We start from the raw sequence: 19,907 nt of genomic DNA, 5'->3' as shown, positions 1-19,907 counted from the left end.
CACTCAGGTTACGGTCGCGGCCCGGACCCGCTTCACCGCCCACCAGAAGGCCCCGAAGCCCGCAGGATCGATGAGCAGCGCCTCGGCTCCCGTCCGGGCGAGCGCCTCGAGGTAGGCGACCGGGTCGGTGCGTGCGAGCTCGTGCGGCGGGGTTGCGCCGCGAACGCCCAGAGCCCGCAGGGCCGCCCGCTGGCCGGTGACCTCGTCGGCGTCGAGAGTGTCCATCGCCACGTGGGCCGTGATGTCGCAGCTGCCGTCGGGAACGGGGTGGGTCTGCCGCCCCGAGACGTATGCCGTGAGTGTCCCCTCGTGGGGCCGTGACCCGCGCGTGTGGCCGTAGTCCACGGCGACGAGGGTCCCGCTCCGGACCCGTCCGACGAGGTCGGCCCAGGCCTCGTCGCGGGCGCGGCCGACCTCGACGCGGTCGCCGGGCTCGCGCGTCGGCCAGTGCTGTCGGGCCCAGGCCAGGTCGGCTCCGGCGACGGGCGCGCCGAGCGTCTCGGCCCCGGTCACGTCGACGAGCACCTCCCGGAGCGTCCCGTCCGCGTCGACCTCGGCGATGGTGCACGGGACGACGTCGAGCCACTCGTGGGCGATGACAAGGGCGTCCTCGAGCTCGCGATCGCCGTCGCCGAGGCTCGGGGGGAGCGCCGTGCCACCCGGGCAGCGGAGCCACTCGACCCGCTCGTCGAGCCCCGGAGGCCGGTCGACGACGTCGACGGCGACGACCCGCACGGGCCGGGCGGTCCGCCCGGGATGGTCGCCGAGGGGCTCGCCGGAGTCGTCGAGCGCCTCGAGAGCCGTCACGAGATGCGTGGCGAGCTCGCCCCGGCCGGCACCGACGTCGACGACGACCCGGGGCCGGTGCCCCACGAGCCGGAGGAGGGCCTCGGCGAGGACCGCCCCGGCCGGGCCGTGGGTCGCGGTCGTGAAGTGGGCCGCGGGGCCGCCCGCGGCGACGTAGAAACCGCGCCCAGCGGCATACAGCGCCTCGTGCCAGGCGTCGCGCCAGGGGAGAGGATCCACGCCCCGGACTGTAGGCGATAGCGTGCCGTGGGTGAGCACTCCGCACGAGCGACCGGCCCGCTTCGACGTGGGCATCGTCGGCGCCGGCCGGGTCGGCGCCGTGCTCGGCGTGGCGCTCGCGCGCGCGGGGCACCACATCCGGTCGGTCTCCGCGGTGAGCGAGGCCAGCCTCGAGCGGGCCGCGACGCTCCTGCCCGGCGTTCCCGTCGAGCCGATCCCCGAGGTCGTCGCCGGTGCGCACCTCGTCGTCCTCGCCGTGCCCGACGACGCCCTCGAGGAGCTCGTCGCCGGGCTCTCGGCGACGCGGATCTTCACCCCGGGCCAGCTCGTCATGCACACGTCGGGAGCGCACGGGATCGGGGTGTTCGAGGCGGCGGCCGCCAGCCAGATCGTGCCGCTCGCCCTCCACCCCGCCATGACCTTCACCGGCACGGCGCTCGACCTCGACCGGCTCCACGACTGCTGCTTCGGGGTGACGACCATCGACCAGGCGCGGCCGTTGGCCGAGGCCCTCGTCATCGAGATGGGCGGTGACCCGGTGTGGGTGCCCGAGGACGAGCGCGTCACCTACCACGCGGCCCTCGCCCACGGCGCCAACCACCTCGTCACCCTCGTGGCCCAGTCGATGCAGCTGCTCGAGGAGGCCGGCATCGAGGAGCCGGCGCGAGTCCTCGAGCCGCTCCTCACGGCGGCGCTCGCCAACGCGCTCCAGCGGGGTGACGCTGCCCTCACCGGGCCGGTCGCCCGCGGCGATGCCGGTACCGTGGCCGGGCACGTCGCGATGCTGCGCAGGGTCGCCCCGGACATCCGCCCGACCTACCTCGCCCTGGCCCGCGCGACCGCACAGCGGGCCGTGCTGAGCGGACGCCTTCGGGCGTCGGCCGCGGGCCCCCTGCTCGAGCTGCTCGCGAACGATGAGGAGAACCCGTGACGACCCGCCCCGACGCCGCGAACACCGAGGCGCCCGACCCGACGGCCACCACCGGTCACACCACCAGCCCCACCAGCGACCCCACCCCCGACCCCACCGCCACCGACCTCGCCGCATCGTCCGACGGCGTGGGAGGCACCCGCGCGGGCCTGCCCGTCGTCGCTCGGACCCGCGAGGAGCTGCGCGAGGCCCGTGCCCGGCTCGACGACGGCGACGTCGCCGTCGTCATGACGATGGGCGCCCTCCACGACGGCCACGCCACCCTCATCCGGACCGCGCGGCGCACCCACGCGCACGTCGTCGTGACGATCTTCCTCAACCCGCTCCAGTTCGGGCCGAAGGAGGACCTCTCGCGCTACCCGCGGACCTTCGACGCCGACCTCGAGATCTGCCGCGAGGCCGGGGTCGACCTCGTCTTCGCGCCGACGCCCGACGTCGTCTACCCCGACGGCGACCCGGGCGTGCGGATCTCCGCCGGCCCGCTCGGCGACGTCCTCGAGGGGCAGTCGCGCCCCGGCCACTTCGACGGGATGCTCACCGTCGTCGCCAAGCTCATGCACCTGACGCGGTGCACGTCGGCCTACTTCGGGCAGAAGGACGCCCAGCAGCTGCTCCTCATCCGCCGGATGTGCCGCGACCTCGACTTCCCCGTCAACGTCGTCTCGGTCCCGACGGTCCGGGAGCCCGACGGCCTCGCGATGTCGAGCCGCAACACCTACCTCACCCCGTCCGACCGTGAGACGGCCCTCTGCCTCTCGGCCGCGCTCCGGGCCGGGGCCGCCGCCGCGGAGGAGGGCCCGTCGGCCATCAGGCGGGCCGCGCGAGCCGTCCTCGTCCGCGAGCCCCTCGCACTCGTCGACTACCTCGTCCTCGTCGACCCGCACACGCTCGTCGACGTCCCCGAGTGGTACCGGGGCGAGGCCCTGCTGGCGGTCGCCGGTCGGGTCGGGACGACGCGCCTCATCGACAACCTGCCCGTCCTCGTCGGCCCCCGGGGTGGGCCGCTCGAGACGTTCTCGCAGCCCTGACCGAACCCCTGCCTCCACCCCGCCTCATGTCGCAACACACCGAGGAGCCGCGAACCTCGATGGGCACAACCGTCGATGTTCGCGGCAGCTCGGTGTGTTGCGGGGTGGAGGGCGGGAGGTCGCAGAGTGGGCGTTGGGGCGCGAGCGAGCCCGGCGGCATACGGTATGGGACGTGACGATCGACCCGAGAAGGCAGCGATGAGCGCGAGCGGCATCACGATCCCGCGACGACTGCGCGCCCCTGCGCCGGGGTGGACCACGACGGCCGACGTCATCGTCGTCGGGTCGGGGATCGCCGGGCTGACCACGGCGCTGCGGCTGCGGCGCCGCGTCGAGCGCGTCCTGCTCGTCACGAAGACCGTCCTCGACGAGGGCTCGACGGCCTGGGCGCAGGGTGGCATCGCCGCCGTCATGTCCCCCGAGGACAGCCCCGCCGAGCACGTCCACGACACGCTCGTCGCCGGCGTCGGGCTGTGCGACGTCGACGCCGTCGAGACGCTCGTGCGTGAGGGGACCGACGCGGTGTGGGACCTCATCGCGCTCGGTGCGGAGTTCGACCGCGGCGACACCGGCAAGATCGCCCTGACCCGCGAGGGCGGCCACCACCGCGACCGGATCCTCCACGCCGGCGGCGACGCGACCGGCAGGGAGATCTCCCGAGCCCTCATCGCCGCGCTCCACCGCGTCATCGACGATCCCGGCATCGAGGTCATCGAGCACGCCCTCGTCGTCGACCTGCTCACCGACGCGTCGCAGCGCGTCTGCGGGGTCACCCTTCACGTCATCGGCGAGGGCCAGGTCGACGGGGTCGGCGCGGCGCACGCCCGGGCGGTCGTCCTCGCGACCGGTGGCCTCGGGCAGATCTACGCCTCGACGACGAACCCGCCCGTCGCGACCGGCGACGGCATGGCGGCGGCCCTCCGCGCCGGGGCCGAGCTCGCGGACCTCGAGTTCGTCCAGTTCCACCCGACCGTGCTGTGGCTCGGGGAGGGGTCGCGTGGCCAGCAGCCCCTCATCTCCGAGGCGGTGCGCGGCGAGGGCGCGTTCCTCGTCGACGAGGCGGGCGTGCGCTTCATGCAGGGCCAGCACGAGCTCGCCGACCTCGCACCGCGCGACGTCGTGTCCCGGGCGATCCTCGCCCGGATGCGCGAGACCGGCACCGACCACGTCTACCTCGACTGCCGCCACCTCGGCGCCGAGTTCCTCGAGGCGCGCTTCCCGTCGATCGTCGAGCGGTGCCGCCAGCTCGGCTTCGACCCGGCGACCCAGCTGCTGCCGGTCGCCCCGGCGCAGCACTACGCGAGCGGTGGCATCCGGACCGACCTCAACGGGCGGTCGAGCCTCGAGGGTCTCTACGCCTGCGGCGAGACGTCGTGCACCGGCGTCCACGGCGCCAACCGCCTCGCCTCCAACTCCCTGCTCGAGGGGCTCGTCTTCGCCCGGCGGATCGCCGACGACCTGACCGCGAGGCTGGGAGCCGGAGAGCTGCCCGAGACCTCACCGGTCGCGACCGATGACGTGCCGGTCCTGCTGCGTGGCAAGCGCCGCCTCGACGTCCAGCGGGCCATGACCACCGGTGCGGGGACCGTGCGGTCGGCCGCGTCGCTCGCCGCCGCCGAGGTCGCCCTCGCCGCGCTCGCCGCCAAGGCGGCCGGCGGCGACGACCACAAGCAGGGTGGACCGAAGAGCTGGGAGACGACCAACCTCCTGCTCCTCGGACGGGCGCTGACGTATGCCGCCGGGCTGCGTGAGGAGACTCGCGGCGGTCACGTGCGTGAGGATTTCCCGGCACGCGACGACGCCCGGTTCCTCCACCACACCGTGCTGTCGCGCTCCGCCGACGGGCTCCTCGTGGCCCGCACGGAGGAGGTGCCCCGGTCCAACCTCGACGGGCTCGGGCTCGACGAGCAGGTCGGCACGCCTGCGAGGTCGGCCTCGGCGAGGGCCGCGCAGGGCTCGGCCACGCAACCCGGAACGGCGAAGTCCCCTGCCGTGCAGCATGATCCGACCGACGACGATCTGGAGTGACGAGATGACCGACCGACCCGCCGACGGCCTGAGCGGCTTCCCCGAGGCGCAGGCGCGCGAGCTCGTCCGGGTCGCGCTCCTCGAGGACCTCGGTCCCGACGGCCTCGACGTGACGACCCTCGCGACGATCCCTGCGGACCAGGAGCGGGTCGCCGAGATCGTCGCGAGGGGTCCCGGGGTCGTCGCCGGTGTGCCTGTCATCGGTCTCGTCCTCGAGGCGGTCGCCGCGACGATCGGCGGCGTCGCCCCCTCCGTCGAGGTCGTCGCGGACGACGGCTCGCGGCTCGTCCGCGGCGACGTCATCGCCCGGGTCTCGGGCCAGACGCGCGTCATCCTCGTGGCCGAGCGGACGATCCTCAACATCATGAGCCGGCTGTCCGGGGTCGCCACCCACACGCGCCGCTGGGCCGACGCGCTCGACGGCACCTCGACCATGGTCCTCGACACCCGCAAGACGACGCCCGGGATGCGCTGGCTCGAGAAGTACGCCGTGCGCGCGGGCGGCGGCACCAACAAGCGCATGGGCCTCTACGACGTCGCGATGATCAAGGACAACCACAAGCTCGCTGCCGGATCGGTGGCCGCGGCCTACGGGCTCGTCCACGCCCGGTTCCCCGACGTCGCCATCCAGGTCGAGGTGACGACGCCGGCGGAGGCACAGGAGGCCTACGACGCAGGGGCGCGCTTCATCATGTGCGACAACATGGACGTGGCCACCCTGGCCGAGACGGTCGCGTTGCTCCGCGCCGCCGACGAGCCGGTCGAGATCGAGGCGACCGGCGGGCTGACGCTGGAGGTCGTCGCCGACTACGCCATGACCGGCGTCGACTTCGTCAGCGTCGGCGGCCTGACGCACTCCTCGCCCATCGTCGACATCGCCCTCGACCTCGTCGGCTGACGGGCGCTCCGAGCCCCGGCGGGCGGGTCGTCAGTAGCGGCGCCACCAGAGGTTGACGGCGTAGTCGACCCCCGTCGCGTCGGGGTGCTCGGCGAGGATGAGGTCGGCGTGCTCCGGCGCGAACTCGATGCCGACGACGGCCTCGAAGTCGGCGCGGGAGTCGAAGTCCCAGCGGATGTCGAGACGCTCGCGCCGCCACCCCTGGCGCTCCCAGAACCGCTCGACCGCGCGCGGGTCGTAGCTCGGCAGGGCCCGCCGGAACCACTGGCCGAACGTCGACCGGGTCGCGTCGTTGTCGATGACGAAGGCCGCACCGCCGGGCCGCACGACCCGGTCGAGCTCGGCCAGGCCAGGCTCGCAGCCCGGCCCGAAGAAATAGGCCCACCGGGCGTGCGCGACGTCGAAGGAGCCGTCCCCGACCCCGACCGCGGCCGCGCCCTCCTCGCGGACCGAGCACGACGGCATACCCGCGACCCGCTGGCGCGCAAGCTCGGCGAGGGGCGGGTGCGGCTCCACGCCGACGACGGACCGGGCGTCGCGCGCGAAGTACGGGAGGTGGTAGCCCGTCCCGCACCCGATGTCGACGACGTCCGCGCCGGCCCAGTCGAGGACCGAGCGCATCGCCGACTCGATGACGTGGTCGCGGTCGACGCCACGGTTCTCGACCTCGTAGACGTCGGGGGAGCCCCAGATGTTCGGGGACGGGATGACCTCGCTCATGCTGATCTCACGGCCCTCAGCCTCCCACGTCACCTCGACGGCTGCGCCTCGATCGTCGCAGGGTGGACGAGCAGGGGCAGGAGCTTGTGCACGCCCCGGGCGCGCACCGCCTTGACCTGGGCGAGGTGCGCCTCGGCACGGATCACGAGCTCCTCGTAGGCCTCCCGGCCCATGAGCTCGACGAGCTCGGGCGCGTTGGAGCGGTAGACCGGCTCGCGCCCGACGTGCGCCTCCGGGTTGCCCGAGCAGTACCAGTCGAGGTCGTGGCCGCCCGGGCCCCAGCCGCGGCGGTCGTACTCGGTGATCGTGATCTCGAGGTAGCTCGACTCGTCGGGCAGCTCGACGGTCCGGTAGGTGCGCCGGATCGGCAGCTGCCAGCAGACGTCCGGCTTGAGCGTGTGGGGCTGGACGCCGGTGAGGACCGCGTGCTGGTGGAGGGCGCAGCCGGCGCCGGCGGGGAAGCCCGGCCGGTTGAGGAAGATGCAGGCGCCGTCGACGACCTTCGTCTTGCGGGCGCCGTCCTCACGCTCGGTCCAGTCCTCGCGCGCCCCGGTCGCGGTGCCGACGGCGTGGTACTGCCACTCGTCCTCGCCGAGCTCCAGGACCGCCGCCTCGACACGCTTGACGTCGTCCTTGTCGGTGAAGTGGGCGCCGAGCGTGCAGCACCCGTCGTCGGGCCGGTCGGCGTAGATGCCCTTGCAGCCGGTGCCGAAGATGCACGTCCAGCTGCTCGTGAGCCACGTGAGGTCGCAGCGGTAGCGCTGACCGTCGTCAGCGGGATCCGTGAACTCGACCCACACGCGTGGCAGGTCCAGAGGTGCTTCGGCCATCGGCTCACCCTATGCCGAGAAGGTGGGGACTGCCCGTCCCGCCCAGCAGGCGCCGACACGACGTATGCCGCCGGGCGTGATTCCGGGGGCAAAGCGGGCTTGGTGGGGCGCCGGCTGGACTAGATTCCGGACATGATCAAGGACCACGACGGCCCCGCGATCGCGATCAGCGGGCTGCGGGTCGTCCGGGGGAAGCGGCCGGTGATCCCCGACCTGACGCTCGAGGTCCCGGCCGGCCAGGTCGTCGGGCTCCTCGGCCCCTCCGGCTCGGGGAAGTCGACGCTCATGCGCGCGGTCGTGGGGGTGCAGATCGTCGCGGGAGGCACCGTCAGGGTCCTCGGCCACGAGGCCGGCTCGCCGGCCCTGCGCCGCGACGTCGGCTATGTCACCCAGACCCCGAGCGTCTACGGCGACCTGACGATCCGCGGCAACATCTCGTACTTCGGTCGCGCGGTCGGCCTGCGCGGCGCCGAGCTGCACGACGCCGTCGACCGCACGCTCGTCGAGGTCGACCTCGTGTCGCACGCCGACGTCCTCGTCCGCGACCTCTCCGGCGGCCAGGAGTCACGGGTCTCGCTCGCGGGGGCGCTCGTCGGCCGACCGACGCTCCTCGTCCTCGACGAGCCGACCGTGGGCCTCGACCCGGTTCTCCGGCGCGACCTGTGGGACCTCTTTCGGCGACTCGCCCAACAGGGGCACTCCCTCATGGTCTCGAGCCACGTCATGGACGAGGCGGCCCGCTGCGACCGGCTCGTGCTCCTGCGCGACGGGCGCGTCCTCGCCGACCTGACTCCAGCCGAGCTGCTCTCGAGCACGGGCCAGCCGGACGCCGACGCGGCGTTCCTCGCCCTCGTCGACGCCGCCGGCGGAGAGGAGATCTGGTGAACCCCGGCCTCACCCTCGCGACCGCCGGACGCGTCCTGCGCCAGGTCCGGACCGACCACCGGACCATCGCCCTCATCCTCGTCGTGCCCTGCGTCCTGCTCGGCCTCCTCGCGTGGATCTATCTCGACACGCCGATCTTCGACCGGATCGGACCGGCCCTGCTCGGGGTCTTCCCCATGGTCGTCATGTTCATCGTGACCTCGGTCGCCACGCTCCGCGAGCGCCAGTCGGGCACGCTCGAGCGGCTGCTCACGACGCCGATGGGCAAGGGCGACTTCATGATCGGGTACGCCATCGGGTTCGGACTGCTCGCGACGATCCAGGCGCTCGTCGCGACGGCCTTCGCGGTCTGGGTCTGCGGCCTCGACGTGGCCGGGCCACTCTGGCTCCTCGTCGTCGTCGCGGTCTTCGACGCCGTCCTCGGCACGGCCCTCGGGCTGCTCGCGAGCGGGTTCGCCCGGACCGAGTTCCAGGCCGTCCAGTTCATGCCGGCGTTCATCCTGCCGCAGTTCCTCCTCTGCGGTCTGATCGCGCCACGCGACAGCCTCCCCGACTTCCTCCGCTTCGTCTCCGACCTGCTGCCGCTGTCGTATGCCGTCGACGCGATGAAGGAGATCGCCGCCAGCACGGACCCGCTCGGTGCGGTGGCCCGGGACCTCGGGATCGTCGCCGGCTTCATCGTCGTCGCGCTCGCCCTCGCGTCGATGACCCTGAGCCGTCGCTCGCCCTGACCGACGCGCCATGCCGCGCGACGACGCCGCGCGACTAGGGTGAGGCCATGCGTCTGGGCGTCATCGACATCGGGTCCAACACGGTCCACCTGCTTGTCGTCGACGCCCACCCCGGTGCCCACCCGCTGCCGGCGTTCTCCCACAAGACCGACCTGCGCCTGTCCGAGAGCACGCGCCCCGACGGGAGCATCGCCCGCGGCACGGCCGACCGGCTCGTCGAGTTCATCACCGAGTGCCTCCAGATCGCCGAGGACCAGGGGGTGCTCGACGTCTTCGCGTTCGCGACGTCGGCGCTGCGCGAGGCGCCCAACGGCGACGACGTCATCGAGCGCGTCCGTGCCGAGACGGGTGTCGAGCTCGACGTCCTGTCGGGCTCCGACGAGGCCCGGATGACCTTCCTCGCGGTGCGCCGGTGGTTCGGCTGGTCGAGCGGGCGGCTCCTCGTCGTCGACATCGGCGGTGGCTCGCTCGAGCTCGCGGCCGGCATCGACGAGGATCCCGACGTCGCGATCAGCCTCCCGCTCGGCGCCGGGCGCCTGACCCGCGAGCGGCTCTCGGGGGACCCGCCCGGGGCTGAGGAGACGCGCCGGGTGCGCGCGCAGATCCGGGCCGAGCTCGCCGACCAGGTGCGTCCCCTGCTCACGTGGGGGTCGCCGGACCGTGCGGTCGGCACGTCGAAGACGATGCGGTCGCTCGCCCGGATCGCTGGCGCCGCGCCTCGCGCCGAGGGGCCCTTCGTTCCCCGGTCGCTGACCCGGGACGACCTGGGCGCGATCGCCGAGCGGCTCAGCGACATGGACGTCGCGGGCCGCTCGCAGCTGCCCGGCGTCTCGGCCGGCCGCGCCGCGCAGCTGCTCGCGGGTGCGCTCGTCGCGGAGGCCGCGATGGTCCTGCTCCAGGTCGACCGGCTCGACATCTGCCCGTGGGCGCTCCGCGAGGGGCTCATCCTCCGCCGCCTCGACCACCTCGAGCCGTGAACGAGCCCCGCGGTCCCGTCCGCCCGCCCGGGGGCCGTGTGGTCCATGGCCTCGGGCCGTACCGGAGAATGGGCGCATGACGATCCGGATCGGCCTCTCGACCGCGTCGGTCTACCCGGGCAACGCCGCGACCGCGTTCTCGACGGCGTCCCGGCTCGGCTACGACTCCGTCGAGGTCATGGTGTGGACCGACCCGGTCACGCAGGAGGGCGGCGCGCTCCGCGCGCTGAGCGAGCTCCACGGCATACCCATCGTCTCGGTCCACGCCCCGACGCTCCTGCTGACCCAACGGGTGTGGGGCACCGACCCGTGGGGCAAGGTCGACCGCTCCATCGACCTCGCGCTCGAGGTCGGCGCGTCGACGGTCGTGCTCCACCCGCCCTTCCGCTGGCAGCGGGAGTATGCCGCGGCGTTCGTCGACGGGGTCGCCTCCCGTGAGCACGACTCGGGCCTGCGGCTCGCCGTCGAGAACATGTACCCGTGGCGGACGGCGCGGCGCGACATGCTCGCCTACCTCCCGCACTGGGACCCCGTCGAGCAGCCCTACGACAACGTCACGCTCGACCTCTCGCACACGGCGACGGCCGGTTCGGACGCCCTGCTCATGGCGCGTGCGCTCGGGCCGCGCCTCGCGCACCTCCACCTCGCCGACGGGCTCGGGTCGTTCAAGGACGAGCACCTCGTCCCCGGGCGCGGCTCGCAGCCGTGCCTCGAGGTGCTCGAGCTGCTCGCCGACTCGGGCTGGTCGGGTGAGGTCGTCGTCGAGGTGAGCACCCGCAAGCTCGACCGCGACCAGCGCGAGATCGACCTTGCCGAGGCACTTGCGTTCGCGCGGCTCGCCGTCGTCCCGACGCGGGGTGCGAGCCGGATCTGAGCCGGCCGCTCGGGTCAGACGAGCCGCAGGGTGATGAACGGGTGGACGTCGCCCTCGGGGAGGTAGCGGTCGATCTCGTCGACGAACCCGTGGGCCCGGGCGAACCGCAGCCCGTCGGTGTTCGACGCGAGGACGACCGTCTCGAGCTCGCGGGCCCCCATCTCCCGGGCGGCGGCCAGCTCGCGTTCGAGCAGGGCGGTCCCGAGGCCGCGTCCGCGGTGCTCCGGCAGCACCCGGACGATCACCGTGGCCGTCGCCGTGTCGTCGGCCGGGGGGCGGACCGTCGCGTTGCCGACGAGGACGTCACCGGCATACGCGACGACGAGCCGGTTGCGCGTCACCCGCTCGCGCACCTCGTCGAGTGACAAGGGGGCGGTGGGGATGATGACGTTGTGGACGTGCTGCCAGTCCGCGAGGGTGGCGTCGTCCACCGCCTCGATGCGCAGGTCGTGGGACATGCCGTCACCAAACGCGCGAAAGCCTCCCGTGTCAAGGCGATCGGCTCAGCGACCGCGAGGCCGGACCGAGACCATCTCGATCGCCGCGTCGGGTGCCGCGTCGATCGCGAGCCGCGCCGCCCGCACGACGGACTCGACGCGCAGGTACCGGCTGGGGTCGTAGTCACCGCCCTCGAACGCGACGAGCTCGTGCTGCATGTCGGTGTCGACGCGACCCGGGTGGAGCGAGGTCACCCTGACGCCGTGGGGCCGCTCCTCCTCGCGCAGGGCGTCGGCCAGGGCCCGCAGCGCGAACTTCGAGGCGCAGTAGAGCCCGGAGCCCGCGGACGCCACGAGACCGGACCCGGAGTTGACCATGAGGACGAGCCCCTCGGCCGATCGCAGCGCGGGCAGCAGGGCGCGCGTGATGCCGGCGACGGCCACGACGTTGACGGCGAGCACCTCGGACCAGGTCGCCGGGTCGAGCTCGGCGACGGATCCGGCACCGAGCAGGGCCGCCGAGTGGACGAGGACGTCGACGCGGCCGAGACGCGGCACGAGCTCGCTGAGCGCGGTCTCGAGCGAGCCGCCCGGGCCACCGTCGGCCAGGTCGGCGACGAAGCCCTCCGCGGAAGGGAACCCGGCGACGACCGGTCCTACTGAGTCAGCGCTCCGGCCTCCGATGACGAGGTGGTGCGTGTCCGCGAGGTCGCGCGCGATGGCGAGCCCGATGCCGCGGGTTGCGCCGGTGATGACGGCGACGGGTCGTGTGGTCGAGTCCATGTCCGCCAGCCTAGGAGGCCCCGCTGGCACGACCTGGCGGTATGCCGCTCGGCCGACTGAGCGGCATACGACCCGGTCGCCATCGGCGACGTCCGGACCCGCTCAGGCGAGGCCGAGCGCCGTCGCCTCCTCCCAGAGGTCGTCGCGGACCGAGGCGTGCGCGCACTGCTCGATGATGTCGCGGCACTGCTCCTTCTCGCTCCGCCCCCAGAGCTGGGCCACGCCGTTCTCGGTGACGATCGCGCTCTGCTGGAAGCTCGTCACCGGCTCGTCGACGAGCGGGACGATCGTCGAGCAGTCGGCCTTGGGATGCCACGAGCGCAGCGCGATGAACGACTGGCCACCGGGGGAGTGCAGAGCGCCGACGATGAAGTCGGTCTGGCCCCCGAAGCCGGAGAAGATGCGGGCGTTGATCCGCGACGCGTTGGCCTGCCCGAAGAGGTCGACCTCGAGCGCGGTGTTGACCGACGTCATCTGCCGCTGCTGGGCGATGCTGCCGGGGTCGTTGGTCCGCTCGGTGCGCATCATCCGGACCCAGCGGTTGCCGTCGAGCCAGTCGTAGAGGTCCTGCGAGCCGAAGCAGAACGACGTGACGAGCGGGTGCTCGCGGTCGAGCGCGCCGGCGGCCTCGAGGTCGAGGATCCCGTCGGAGAACATCTCCGTCCACACGCGCAGACCGCGCCGCGTGACGAGGGCCGCAAGCGTCGCGTCGGGGACCGCGCCGATGCCCAGCTGGAGAGTCGCGCCGTCGAGGACCATCGAGGCCACGCGCTCGCCGATCGCCGTGCTGTCGGGGTCGGGGGCGCCGGGTGCATGGGACGCGAGCGGGGCGTCGACCTCGACCGCGAGGTCGACGTGCCCGACCGGCACCTGGGCGTCACCGAAGGTGTAGGGCATCCGCGGGTTGACGACCGCGACGACGAGGCCGCCACGAGCGCGGCACGCCTCGATCGCGGCGGGCATGACGTTGACCTCGAGCCCCAGGCTGAGCTGCCCGTCGACGGGCGGCGCGCAGTGGAGGATGACGGCGTCGGGCGGCAGGGAGCGGCCGTAGAGCAGCGGCACGAGCGAGAGCCGCGACGGGACGTAGCGCAGGCCCGGGTGACGGCGCATGCCGCCGCCGACGAAACAGGTCTCGACCGTCACGCCCTCGCGCTCGGGAAGGCCCGGCGGGGCGTTGAGCGCATGGAGGACGTAGGCGGGCACGACCTCGTCGAGGGCCCGCACCCCCTCCCATGGGATCGCCATGTTGCCGCTGACGACGACACGCGGGTTCTCGGGAAGGCTGCGGAACCGGCGCTGGAGCTCCTCGATGGTGACCGTCTGCACGACCCCATCCTCGCGGACCGGAGTTCCCGCCGGACGGCTATCGCCGGGCGGGTCACGTGAGGTCCGTCTCGGTGCGCGGTCGGTGCGCGGTCGGCGCGCGGTCGGTGCGCGGTCTCAGGCGCCTCGGGCGCCTCGGCCCGGTCCCTGCCTACCCCGCCTTCTTCGTCGACTTGCTGGCTGTCTTCTTGGCGGCCTTCTTCGTCGTCGCCTTCGCGGTGGTCTTCGCGGCAGGCTTCGCGGTGGTCTTGCTCGCGGCCCGCTTCGTCGCCGTCTCCCTCGAGGGAGCCTCGGCGGCCTCGTCCTCGGCGGCACCGGAGCCGCCGGCCCTGGCGGCCTTGGCCTTGTCGACGCTGCGCTGGAGCGCGGCGAGCAGGTCGACGACCTCCGTCTCCTCGGCGGCAGCCGCGGGGGCCTCCTTCACCTCGCCGCCCTCGACCTTCGAGGCGACGAGCGTCTCGACGGCCTCGGCGTAGTCGTCCTCGAACTCGTCGGGCTCGTAGTCGCCCGAGAGCGAGTCGACGAGCGAGGACGCCATGGCGAGCTCCCGGGCCGTGGCGTGGGTCTCCTCGGAGAGCGACTCGAACTCGGGCGTGCGGACCTCGTCGGCCCAGAGGAGGGTCTGCAGGACGATGACCCCGTCGCGGACTCGGAGCACGGCGAGGGTCATGCGGGTGCGGACGGCGACCGTGACGAGGGCCATCCGGTCGGCCTTCTCGAGGGCGTCCCGGAGGAGCACATAGGGTTTGAGCCCGCTCTTGTCGGGTTCGAGGTAATAGGACTTGTCGAAGAGCAACGGGTCGATCTGGTCGGCGGGAACGAACTTCTCGATCGCGATCTCCTTCGACGACCGCGACGGAAGGCTTCTCATGTCCTCGTCACTCAGCACCACCATCTGTCCGTCGGCGGTCTCATAGCCCTTTGCGATGTCGGAATAGGGGACTTCCTCACCGTCGATCGAGCAGACCCGCTGGTACCTGATCCGCCCCCCGTCCTTGGCGTGGACCTGCCGGAACTGCACGTCGTGGTTCTCGGTCGCGGCGAAGAGCCGGACCGGCACGTTGACGAGGCCGAAGGACACGGCGCCTTTCCAGATGGCTCGCATGAGAACCAGAATGCACCCATGCGGCCCATGCTTGCGACGTCGACGTCGACGATTCCTGTCGGTGACGCCTGGGTCCACGAGGTCAAGTGGGACGGGATGCGGGTCCTCGTGGACGTCGCCGAGGGCGTGCTGCGGCTCTACAGCCGCACCGAGCGTGACGTCACGGTGGCCTTTCCGGAGCTGCAGGGCCTCGCAGACGAGTACCCCGACCTGCTCCTCGACGGCGAGATCGTCGTCCTGCGTGGCGGGGTGCCGTCGTTCGGGGCCCTCGCCGAACGCTTCCACGTCACACAGGCCCGTCGCGCCGCCCACCTCGCCGAGCAGAGTCCTGCGACGCTCATGCTCTTCGACCTGCTCCGGCTCTACGGGGTCGACCTGACCGGGAGGCCGTGGCGCGAGCGCCGGGCCACCCTCGAGCGGCTCGACCTCAACGGCGCGCGGTGGCAGACGCCACCGACCTATGCGGACGGGGAGGCGCTCCACGCCGCGACGAAGGAGCAGGGGCTCGAGGGGATCGTCAGCAAACGGGTCGACTCGCCGTACCTGCCGGGCCAGCGTTCCACCGCCTGGCTCAAGTCGCCCCACCGGCGCACGGTCTCGGTCGTCGTCGGCGGGTGGCGGCCGGAGTCGACCGGCACGGTCCGCAACCGGCTGGGGGCGGTCCTCGTCGGGCTGCCCTCGCCCGGCGGCCTCCGCTTCCTCGGGCGGGTCGGCTCCGGCCTGGCCGGCAAGGCGGGCCAGCGCCTCCTCGAGGACCTCGCACCCCTCCACGCCGACACCTCGCCCTTCCTCACCGACGTGCCACGCGAGGACGCCCTGGGAGCCCAGTGGGTCCACCCCGTCCTCGTCGTCGACGTGGAGTCGCTGGGACTGAGCAGCCAGGGGAGGCTGCGCCAGCCGGCATACAAGGGGGTCCGCGACGACCTCCGCCCCGACGACGTCGACGACCAGGCAGAGGGGGAGTGATGGTGAAGGAGGCGCCGAAGGTGACCGTCGAGGTCGACGGGCACCGCCTGGGGCTCAGCAGCCTCGAGAAGGTCATGTACCCGCAGACCGGCACGACCAAGGCGCAGGTGCTCGACTACTACGCCCGCATCTCGGCGGTCCTGCTGCCCCACCTCGCCGGGCGGCCGGTCACCCGCGTCCGCTACCCGCACGGGGTCGCCGACCCGATGCGCTTCTTCGAGAAGAACCTCCCTCCCGGCACGCCCGCCTGGATCCGCCGGGCGGGGCGCGACCCCGTCTTCCCGCTCATCGACGACCTCGCCGGGCTGACGTACTTCGCCAATCTCAACTCCCTCGAGCTCCACGTGCCCCAGTGGCGCGTCGACGGCGAGGGCCGCGACGCGACGCCGCGCAACCCGGACCGTCTCGTCATCGACCTCGACCCGGGCCCGGGGACGGGCCTCGCCGAGTGCGCGCGGGTGGCGCTCCTCGTCCGCGAGCGGCTCGGGGGAATCGGCCTGCACACCATCCCCGTGACGAGCGGGAGCAAGGGCCTCCAGCTGTATGCCGTCCTGCCCGGTGCGCACACGAGCGACGAGATCCGCGACACCGTCCAGCAGCTGGCGCAGGAGCTGACCAAGGCGCACCCAGACCTCATCGTCTGGAAGATGGCGAAGGACCTGCGCCCCGGGAAGGTCTTCCTCGACTGGAGCCAGAACGTCGCCGCCAAGACGACGGTCTGCCCGTACTCGCTCCGTGGACGCGAGACCCCCACGGCGGCCGCGCCGCGGAGCTGGGAGGAGATCGAGCTGGGGGCCGACGGCGGGCCGCTCGAGCAGCTGCGCATGGAGGCCGTGCTCGAACGGGCTGCGGAGGGGGCGGACCTCGCGGCAGAGCTGACCGCCTGACCCCCGGTTCGATGTATCCCGGCGTGCCCCGGGCCGCGCCGCTACATCGAACGGGGAGGGAAGGCGACGCGACGAGGCCCGGCACCGCGAGTGGTGCCGGGCCTCGTCATCGGGACGGGAGGTCAGTGCGCCTTGTCGTAGGCGGCCTGGACCTCGGCCGAGATGCGGCCGCGGTCGGACACCGTGTGGCCGTTGGCCCGGGCCCACTCCCGCACGGCGCCGAGGTCGGCACGCTTCGCGGAGCCCGCACGCCGGCGAGGGGCGGCGGCCGACCGTGCCGAGCCGCTGACCCGACGGGCGTGCCCGACCCAGTGAGCGAGGTCCTGGCGGAGCTTCTCGGCATTCTTGTCACTCAGGTCGATCTCGTAGGTGACGCCGTCGAGGCCGAAGGTGACCGTCTCGGCGGCCTTGGTCTCGTCGATGTCATCGATCAGCGTCACTTCGACACGCTGTGCCATGTCTCTCCATCATGAATGGTCGGAATATGAGGGGTGGCGCGCAGGCCATTCACCTGCGAACGGCCTCAATTTACACCTCGAACCACTCGATCTCATTGACCGGCATTCATTTGTGGAAAAAGTCGCCGTGGAAAAAGAATCATTCGCCCGAATTCTTTGACTCCGCCTCGCGCTCTGCCTCCCACTTGGCCTGTGCGATGCGCTCGCGACGGTCGCCTTCGAGAATGTTCTTGATGACGAAGTAGAAGAGCGTCGCCACCCCGACCGTCGGGACGAGGGCGAGGACGTAGGGCATGACCGAATCCATGCCGTCCATGGTCGCACGAACGCCGATCACGACCCACAGCATGGAGCAGGCCGGCGCCGGTCCGGCTCTGGAGCTGGCCGCCGGGGGCGCTGGCCCGGCGGGGGAGGCGGGCCGCCGTCGGTGGCTCCCTCTACGGTGCCGACCATGGCGATGACGAGGACGGGCACGAGGCGAGCGGCCGGCTTCCGGTGCTCCGAGTGCGGATGGACGACGGTCAAGTGGGTGGGCCGGTGCGGCGAGTGCCAGGCGTGGGGGAGCGTCGCCGAGGTCGGGGCCGCCGCCGCTCGCACGGCTCCGGCGACCGTGACGACCCCGGCCGTGCGGATCGGCGAGGTCGACCTGACCAGAGCGGCGGCTCGCCCGACGGGCGTCGGCGAGTTCGACCGCGTCCTCGGCGGCGGACTGGTGCCGGGCGGCGTCGTCCTCGTGGCCGGCGAGCCGGGCATCGGCAAGTCGACGCTGCTGCTCGACGTCGCCGCCCGGGCCGCCCGGCGCGGCGCCCAGGTCCTCTATGTCAGCGGTGAGGAGTCCGCGGCCCAGGTCCGCACGCGGGCCGAGCGCATCGAGGCGATGGCGGACACCCTCTATCTCGCCGCAGAGACCGACCTCGCCACCGTCCTCGGCCAGGTCGAGAGCGTCGGCCCCGAGCTGCTCGTCGTCGACTCGGTCCAGACGATCGCGAGCGCCGACGTCGAGGGCCAGGCCGGCAACGTCTCGCAGGTGCGCGAGGTGACGGCGAGCCTCATCCAGGCGGCCAAGGTCAAGGGGATCGCGGTGCTCCTCGTCGGGCACGTGACCAAGGACGGGACGATCGCCGGCCCTCGCGTCCTCGAGCACCTCGTCGACGTCGTCATCCAGTTCGAGGGCGACCGCCACTCCCGCCTTCGGCTCGTGCGCGCCGTCAAGAACCGCTTCGGCCCGACCGACGAGGTCGGCTGCTTCGACCTGTCCGAGGTCGGCATCGTCGGGCTCGCGGACCCGAGCGGGCTCTTCCTCTCGAGCCGCGACCACGCCGTCCCGGGCACGTGCGTCACCGTGACGCTCGAGGGCCGGCGTCCGCTCGTCGCCGAGGTGCAGGCGCTCGTCGCGACGTCGACGCTGCCGTCGCCGCGGCGCACGTCGAGCGGCCTCGACGCCTCGCGCCTGGCGATGATCATCGCCGTGCTCGACAAGCGGGCGGGGGCACCGGTCGGCAGCCGCGACATCTTTGCTGCGACCGTCGGCGGGGTGCGCATCACCGAGCCGGCCGCCGACCTCGCCATCGTCTGCGCGGTCGCGTCGTCCGTCGTCGACCAGGCGCTCGCCACGGACGCCATCGCGCTCGGCGAGGTCGGGCTCGCCGGTGAGGTCCGGCGGGTGACCGGACTGCAGCGTCGGCTCGCCGAGGCGGCCCGCCTGGGGTTCCGTCACGCGCTCGTGCCGTCGGGGAGCCTCGCCGACGTGACCGTGCCCGACGGGCTGCGCGCTATCGAGGTCGCCGACGTCCCCAGGGCGATCGCGGCCATGGGCCGCCTCGCCGGAGCGCGGACAACAGGAGCGCTCGCGGGTGACAACGCTTAGACTGCGTCCGACCGGGGGACTGGCCCCGGCCTCCGGCGCGGCTGAACGGGATGTGATGGACAAGAACGACGACGAGCTGCTCCTGCGTGCAGCCCTCGCCGCTGTCGCCCCCGGCACCGACCTGCGAGACAGCCTCGAGCGCATCCTCCGTGGTCGAACCGGGGCGCTCATCGTGCTCGGCTACGACAAGGTCGTCGAGTCGATCTGCACCGGCGGCTTCGCCCTCGACGTCGAGTTCTCCGCGACCCGGTTGCGTGAGCTGTGCAAGATGGACGGGGCCGTCGTGCTCGACCGCGAGGGCACGCGCATCCTCCGGGCCGCGACCCAGCTCGTGCCCGACTCGCGCATCGAGACGACCGAGTCCGGCACGCGCCACCGCACCGCCGAGCGGGTCGCCAAGCAGACCGGCTACCCCATCATCTCGGTGAGCCAGTCGATGGGCGTCGTGGCGCTCTACGTCGGTGGCAAGCGGCACGTGGTCGAGGGCTCCCCGACGACGCTCTCGCGGGCCGACCAGGCCCTGCAGACCCTCGAGCGCTACAAGGCGCGTCTCGACGAGGTGACCGGGACCCTCTCGGCACTCGAGATCGAGGACCTCGTCACGATCCGCGACGTGACCGCGGTGCTCCAGCGCCTCGAGATGGTGCGCCGCATCTCGGCCGAGATCCAGGACTACGTCGTCGAGCTCGGCACCGATGGGCGCCTGCTCAGCCTCCAGCTCGAGGAGCTCGTCGGCGGCCTCGGCAACGACCGCGAGCTCGTCATCCGCGACTACCTGCCTGCGACGAAGTCGAGCCTGACGCTCGAGGAGGCGCTGGCCAACCTCGAGGAGCTCAACGGCGTCGAGCTCCTCGACCTCTCGGCGGGGGCCCGGGCTGTCGGCTTCGCCGTCGTCGGCGACAGTCTCGACGCACCGGTGAGCCCGCAGGGCTATCGCCTGCTGACCAAGGTGCCGCGCCTGCCCACGGCGATCGTCGACCGGCTCGTCGCCCACTTCGAGTCCCTCCAGCGACTCCTGGCGGCAGGCATCGAGGACCTCATGCTCGTCGAGGGCGTCGGCGAGGGCCGGGCCCGCGCCGTCCGCGAGGGCCTCTCGCGCCTCGCCGAGTCGAGCATCCTCGAGCGCTACGTCTGAGCTGCACGTCCGAGG

21 protein-coding genes are annotated in these 19,907 nt (G+C 72.8%); 12 read left to right on the top strand and 9 right to left on the bottom strand.

Annotated elements, in window-relative coordinates:
- Positions 1-3: 3 nt before the first annotated feature.
- A complete protein-coding gene (locus N865_RS00260; protein ID WP_034800283.1) occupies positions 4-1,026 on the bottom strand; it encodes an SAM-dependent methyltransferase in 1,023 nt (340 codons plus the stop codon).
- Positions 1,027-1,048: 22 nt separating this feature from the next.
- Between N865_RS00260 and N865_RS00255 the strand changes: the two genes are divergently transcribed.
- The 4 genes from N865_RS00255 to nadC all read left to right on the top strand — a co-directional run bounded on the left by N865_RS00255 (position 1,049) and on the right by nadC (position 5,911).
- On the top strand, positions 1,049-1,957 hold the full coding sequence (locus N865_RS00255; protein ID WP_034800282.1) for a Rossmann-like and DUF2520 domain-containing protein: 909 nt from the start codon (positions 1,049-1,051) through the stop codon (positions 1,955-1,957).
- Positions 1,958-2,085: 128 nt separating this feature from the next.
- Positions 2,086-2,985 (top strand): pantoate--beta-alanine ligase, encoded by a 900-nt coding sequence (gene panC / locus N865_RS00250; protein WP_034800467.1) that lies wholly within the window; start codon positions 2,086-2,088, stop codon positions 2,983-2,985.
- 198 nt (positions 2,986-3,183) lie between these two features.
- On the top strand, positions 3,184-5,013 hold the full coding sequence (locus tag N865_RS00245; RefSeq protein ID WP_051509707.1) for an L-aspartate oxidase: 1,830 nt from the start codon (positions 3,184-3,186) through the stop codon (positions 5,011-5,013).
- Positions 5,014-5,017: 4 nt separating this feature from the next.
- Positions 5,018-5,911: a carboxylating nicotinate-nucleotide diphosphorylase gene (gene nadC / locus N865_RS00240; protein ID WP_034800465.1), complete on the top strand. Its 894-nt coding sequence runs from the start codon at positions 5,018-5,020 to the stop codon at positions 5,909-5,911.
- Positions 5,912-5,941: 30 nt separating this feature from the next.
- Here the strand turns inward: nadC and N865_RS00235 are convergent, their stop codons facing one another.
- Together N865_RS00235 and N865_RS00230 are read right to left on the bottom strand one after the other, a co-directional pair.
- Entirely contained in the window at positions 5,942-6,631 is a 690-nt protein-coding gene (locus tag N865_RS00235) for a class I SAM-dependent methyltransferase (RefSeq protein ID WP_034800464.1), read from the bottom strand.
- A gap of 29 nt (positions 6,632-6,660) precedes the next feature.
- Positions 6,661-7,461 carry a hypothetical protein gene (locus N865_RS00230; protein ID WP_034800280.1) on the bottom strand — a complete coding sequence of 267 codons (801 nt, stop codon included), beginning with the start codon at positions 7,459-7,461 and terminating at the stop codon, positions 6,661-6,663.
- A 132-nt stretch (positions 7,462-7,593) separates the two neighbouring features.
- Here N865_RS00230 and N865_RS00225 point away from each other — a divergent pair, with 132 nt between their 5' ends.
- The 4 genes from N865_RS00225 to N865_RS00210 all read left to right on the top strand — a co-directional run bounded on the left by N865_RS00225 (position 7,594) and on the right by N865_RS00210 (position 10,928).
- Entirely contained in the window at positions 7,594-8,346 is a 753-nt protein-coding gene (locus N865_RS00225) for an ABC transporter ATP-binding protein (protein WP_034800278.1), read from the top strand.
- On the top strand, positions 8,343-9,077 hold the full coding sequence (locus N865_RS00220; protein ID WP_034800275.1) for an ABC transporter permease: 735 nt from the start codon (positions 8,343-8,345) through the stop codon (positions 9,075-9,077). The genes N865_RS00225 and N865_RS00220 overlap by 4 nt, the downstream gene beginning before the upstream one ends.
- A 47-nt stretch (positions 9,078-9,124) precedes the next feature.
- On the top strand, positions 9,125-10,054 hold the full coding sequence (locus tag N865_RS00215) for a Ppx/GppA phosphatase family protein (protein ID WP_034800274.1): 930 nt from the start codon (positions 9,125-9,127) through the stop codon (positions 10,052-10,054).
- 76 nt (positions 10,055-10,130) lie between these two features.
- Positions 10,131-10,928, top strand: a complete 798-nt coding sequence (locus N865_RS00210) for a sugar phosphate isomerase/epimerase family protein (protein ID WP_034800272.1) — start codon at positions 10,131-10,133, stop codon at positions 10,926-10,928.
- 14 nt (positions 10,929-10,942) lie between these two features.
- Here N865_RS00210 and N865_RS00205 read toward each other — a convergent pair whose 3' ends face one another.
- The 4 genes from N865_RS00205 to ku form a co-directional block, all read right to left on the bottom strand.
- On the bottom strand, positions 10,943-11,386 hold the full coding sequence (locus N865_RS00205) for a GNAT family N-acetyltransferase (RefSeq protein ID WP_034800270.1): 444 nt from the start codon (positions 11,384-11,386) through the stop codon (positions 10,943-10,945).
- A gap of 45 nt (positions 11,387-11,431) precedes the next feature.
- Complete coding sequence (locus N865_RS00200) at positions 11,432-12,148, bottom strand: SDR family oxidoreductase (protein ID WP_034800267.1); 717 nt, start codon at positions 12,146-12,148, stop codon at positions 11,432-11,434.
- A 102-nt stretch (positions 12,149-12,250) separates the two neighbouring features.
- Positions 12,251-13,477: an acetyl-CoA hydrolase/transferase family protein gene (locus N865_RS00195; protein ID WP_034800265.1), complete on the bottom strand. Its 1,227-nt coding sequence runs from the start codon at positions 13,475-13,477 to the stop codon at positions 12,251-12,253.
- A gap of 148 nt (positions 13,478-13,625) precedes the next feature.
- Positions 13,626-14,579: a non-homologous end joining protein Ku gene (gene ku / locus N865_RS00190; RefSeq protein ID WP_034800262.1), complete on the bottom strand. Its 954-nt coding sequence runs from the start codon at positions 14,577-14,579 to the stop codon at positions 13,626-13,628.
- A gap of 18 nt (positions 14,580-14,597) precedes the next feature.
- Here ku and ligD (N865_RS00185) point away from each other — a divergent pair, with 18 nt between their 5' ends.
- Both ligD (N865_RS00185) and ligD (N865_RS00180) read left to right on the top strand, forming a co-directional pair.
- A complete protein-coding gene (ligD, locus tag N865_RS00185; protein WP_034800260.1) occupies positions 14,598-15,545 on the top strand; it encodes a non-homologous end-joining DNA ligase in 948 nt (315 codons plus the stop codon).
- Complete coding sequence (gene ligD / locus N865_RS00180) at positions 15,545-16,432, top strand: non-homologous end-joining DNA ligase (RefSeq protein WP_034800257.1); 888 nt, start codon at positions 15,545-15,547, stop codon at positions 16,430-16,432. Before ligD (N865_RS00185) ends, ligD (N865_RS00180) begins: the two co-directional genes overlap by 1 nt.
- 122 nt (positions 16,433-16,554) lie before the next feature.
- Here ligD (N865_RS00180) and N865_RS00175 read toward each other — a convergent pair whose 3' ends face one another.
- Together N865_RS00175 and N865_RS00170 are read right to left on the bottom strand one after the other, a co-directional pair.
- On the bottom strand, positions 16,555-16,890 hold the full coding sequence (locus N865_RS00175) for a histone-like nucleoid-structuring protein Lsr2 (RefSeq protein WP_034800255.1): 336 nt from the start codon (positions 16,888-16,890) through the stop codon (positions 16,555-16,557).
- A 139-nt stretch (positions 16,891-17,029) separates the two neighbouring features.
- Positions 17,030-17,227, bottom strand: coding sequence for a hypothetical protein (locus N865_RS00170; protein WP_157557488.1), 198 nt, complete (start codon positions 17,225-17,227; stop codon positions 17,030-17,032).
- 120 nt (positions 17,228-17,347) lie between these two features.
- Here N865_RS00170 and radA point away from each other — a divergent pair, with 120 nt between their 5' ends.
- Positions 17,348-18,757, top strand: coding sequence for a DNA repair protein RadA (radA, locus tag N865_RS00165; RefSeq protein ID WP_211244822.1), 1,410 nt, complete (start codon positions 17,348-17,350; stop codon positions 18,755-18,757).
- 55 nt (positions 18,758-18,812) lie between these two features.
- Positions 18,813-19,892 (top strand): DNA integrity scanning diadenylate cyclase DisA, encoded by a 1,080-nt coding sequence (gene disA / locus N865_RS00160; RefSeq protein ID WP_034800248.1) that lies wholly within the window; start codon positions 18,813-18,815, stop codon positions 19,890-19,892.
- Positions 19,893-19,907 lie beyond the last annotated feature (15 nt).

This window comes from Intrasporangium oryzae NRRL B-24470 (assembly GCF_000576595.1).
GTDB lineage: Bacteria > Actinomycetota > Actinomycetes > Actinomycetales > Dermatophilaceae > Intrasporangium_C > Intrasporangium_C oryzae.
The sequence above is the reverse complement of the archived record's forward strand: the minus strand, read 5'-3'. Positions and strand labels throughout refer to the sequence as shown.

Bases quoted from the DNA above. Each gene is read 5' to 3' on its own strand.
- ligD (WP_034800257.1), top strand. From the start codon at position 15,545: ATGGTGAAGGAGGCGCCGAAGGTGACCGTCGAGGTCGACGGGCACCGC.
- N865_RS00235 (WP_034800464.1), bottom strand. From the start codon at position 6,631: ATGAGCGAGGTCATCCCGTCCCCGAACATCTGGGGCTCCCCCGACGTC.
- N865_RS00175 (WP_034800255.1), bottom strand. From the start codon at position 16,890: ATGGCACAGCGTGTCGAAGTGACGCTGATCGATGACATCGACGAGACC.
- nadC (WP_034800465.1), top strand. From the start codon at position 5,018: ATGACCGACCGACCCGCCGACGGCCTGAGCGGCTTCCCCGAGGCGCAG.
- disA (WP_034800248.1), top strand. From the start codon at position 18,813: ATGGACAAGAACGACGACGAGCTGCTCCTGCGTGCAGCCCTCGCCGCT.
- ku (WP_034800262.1), bottom strand. From the start codon at position 14,579: ATGCGAGCCATCTGGAAAGGCGCCGTGTCCTTCGGCCTCGTCAACGTG.
- N865_RS00205 (WP_034800270.1), bottom strand. From the start codon at position 11,386: ATGTCCCACGACCTGCGCATCGAGGCGGTGGACGACGCCACCCTCGCG.
- N865_RS00225 (WP_034800278.1), top strand. From the start codon at position 7,594: ATGATCAAGGACCACGACGGCCCCGCGATCGCGATCAGCGGGCTGCGG.
- N865_RS00230 (WP_034800280.1), bottom strand. From the start codon at position 7,461: ATGGCCGAAGCACCTCTGGACCTGCCACGCGTGTGGGTCGAGTTCACG.
- N865_RS00245 (WP_051509707.1), top strand. From the start codon at position 3,184: ATGAGCGCGAGCGGCATCACGATCCCGCGACGACTGCGCGCCCCTGCG.
- N865_RS00210 (WP_034800272.1), top strand. From the start codon at position 10,131: ATGACGATCCGGATCGGCCTCTCGACCGCGTCGGTCTACCCGGGCAAC.
- radA (WP_211244822.1), top strand. From the start codon at position 17,348: ATGACGAGGACGGGCACGAGGCGAGCGGCCGGCTTCCGGTGCTCCGAG.
- ligD (WP_034800260.1), top strand. From the start codon at position 14,598: ATGCGGCCCATGCTTGCGACGTCGACGTCGACGATTCCTGTCGGTGAC.
- N865_RS00215 (WP_034800274.1), top strand. From the start codon at position 9,125: ATGCGTCTGGGCGTCATCGACATCGGGTCCAACACGGTCCACCTGCTT.
- N865_RS00200 (WP_034800267.1), bottom strand. From the start codon at position 12,148: ATGGACTCGACCACACGACCCGTCGCCGTCATCACCGGCGCAACCCGC.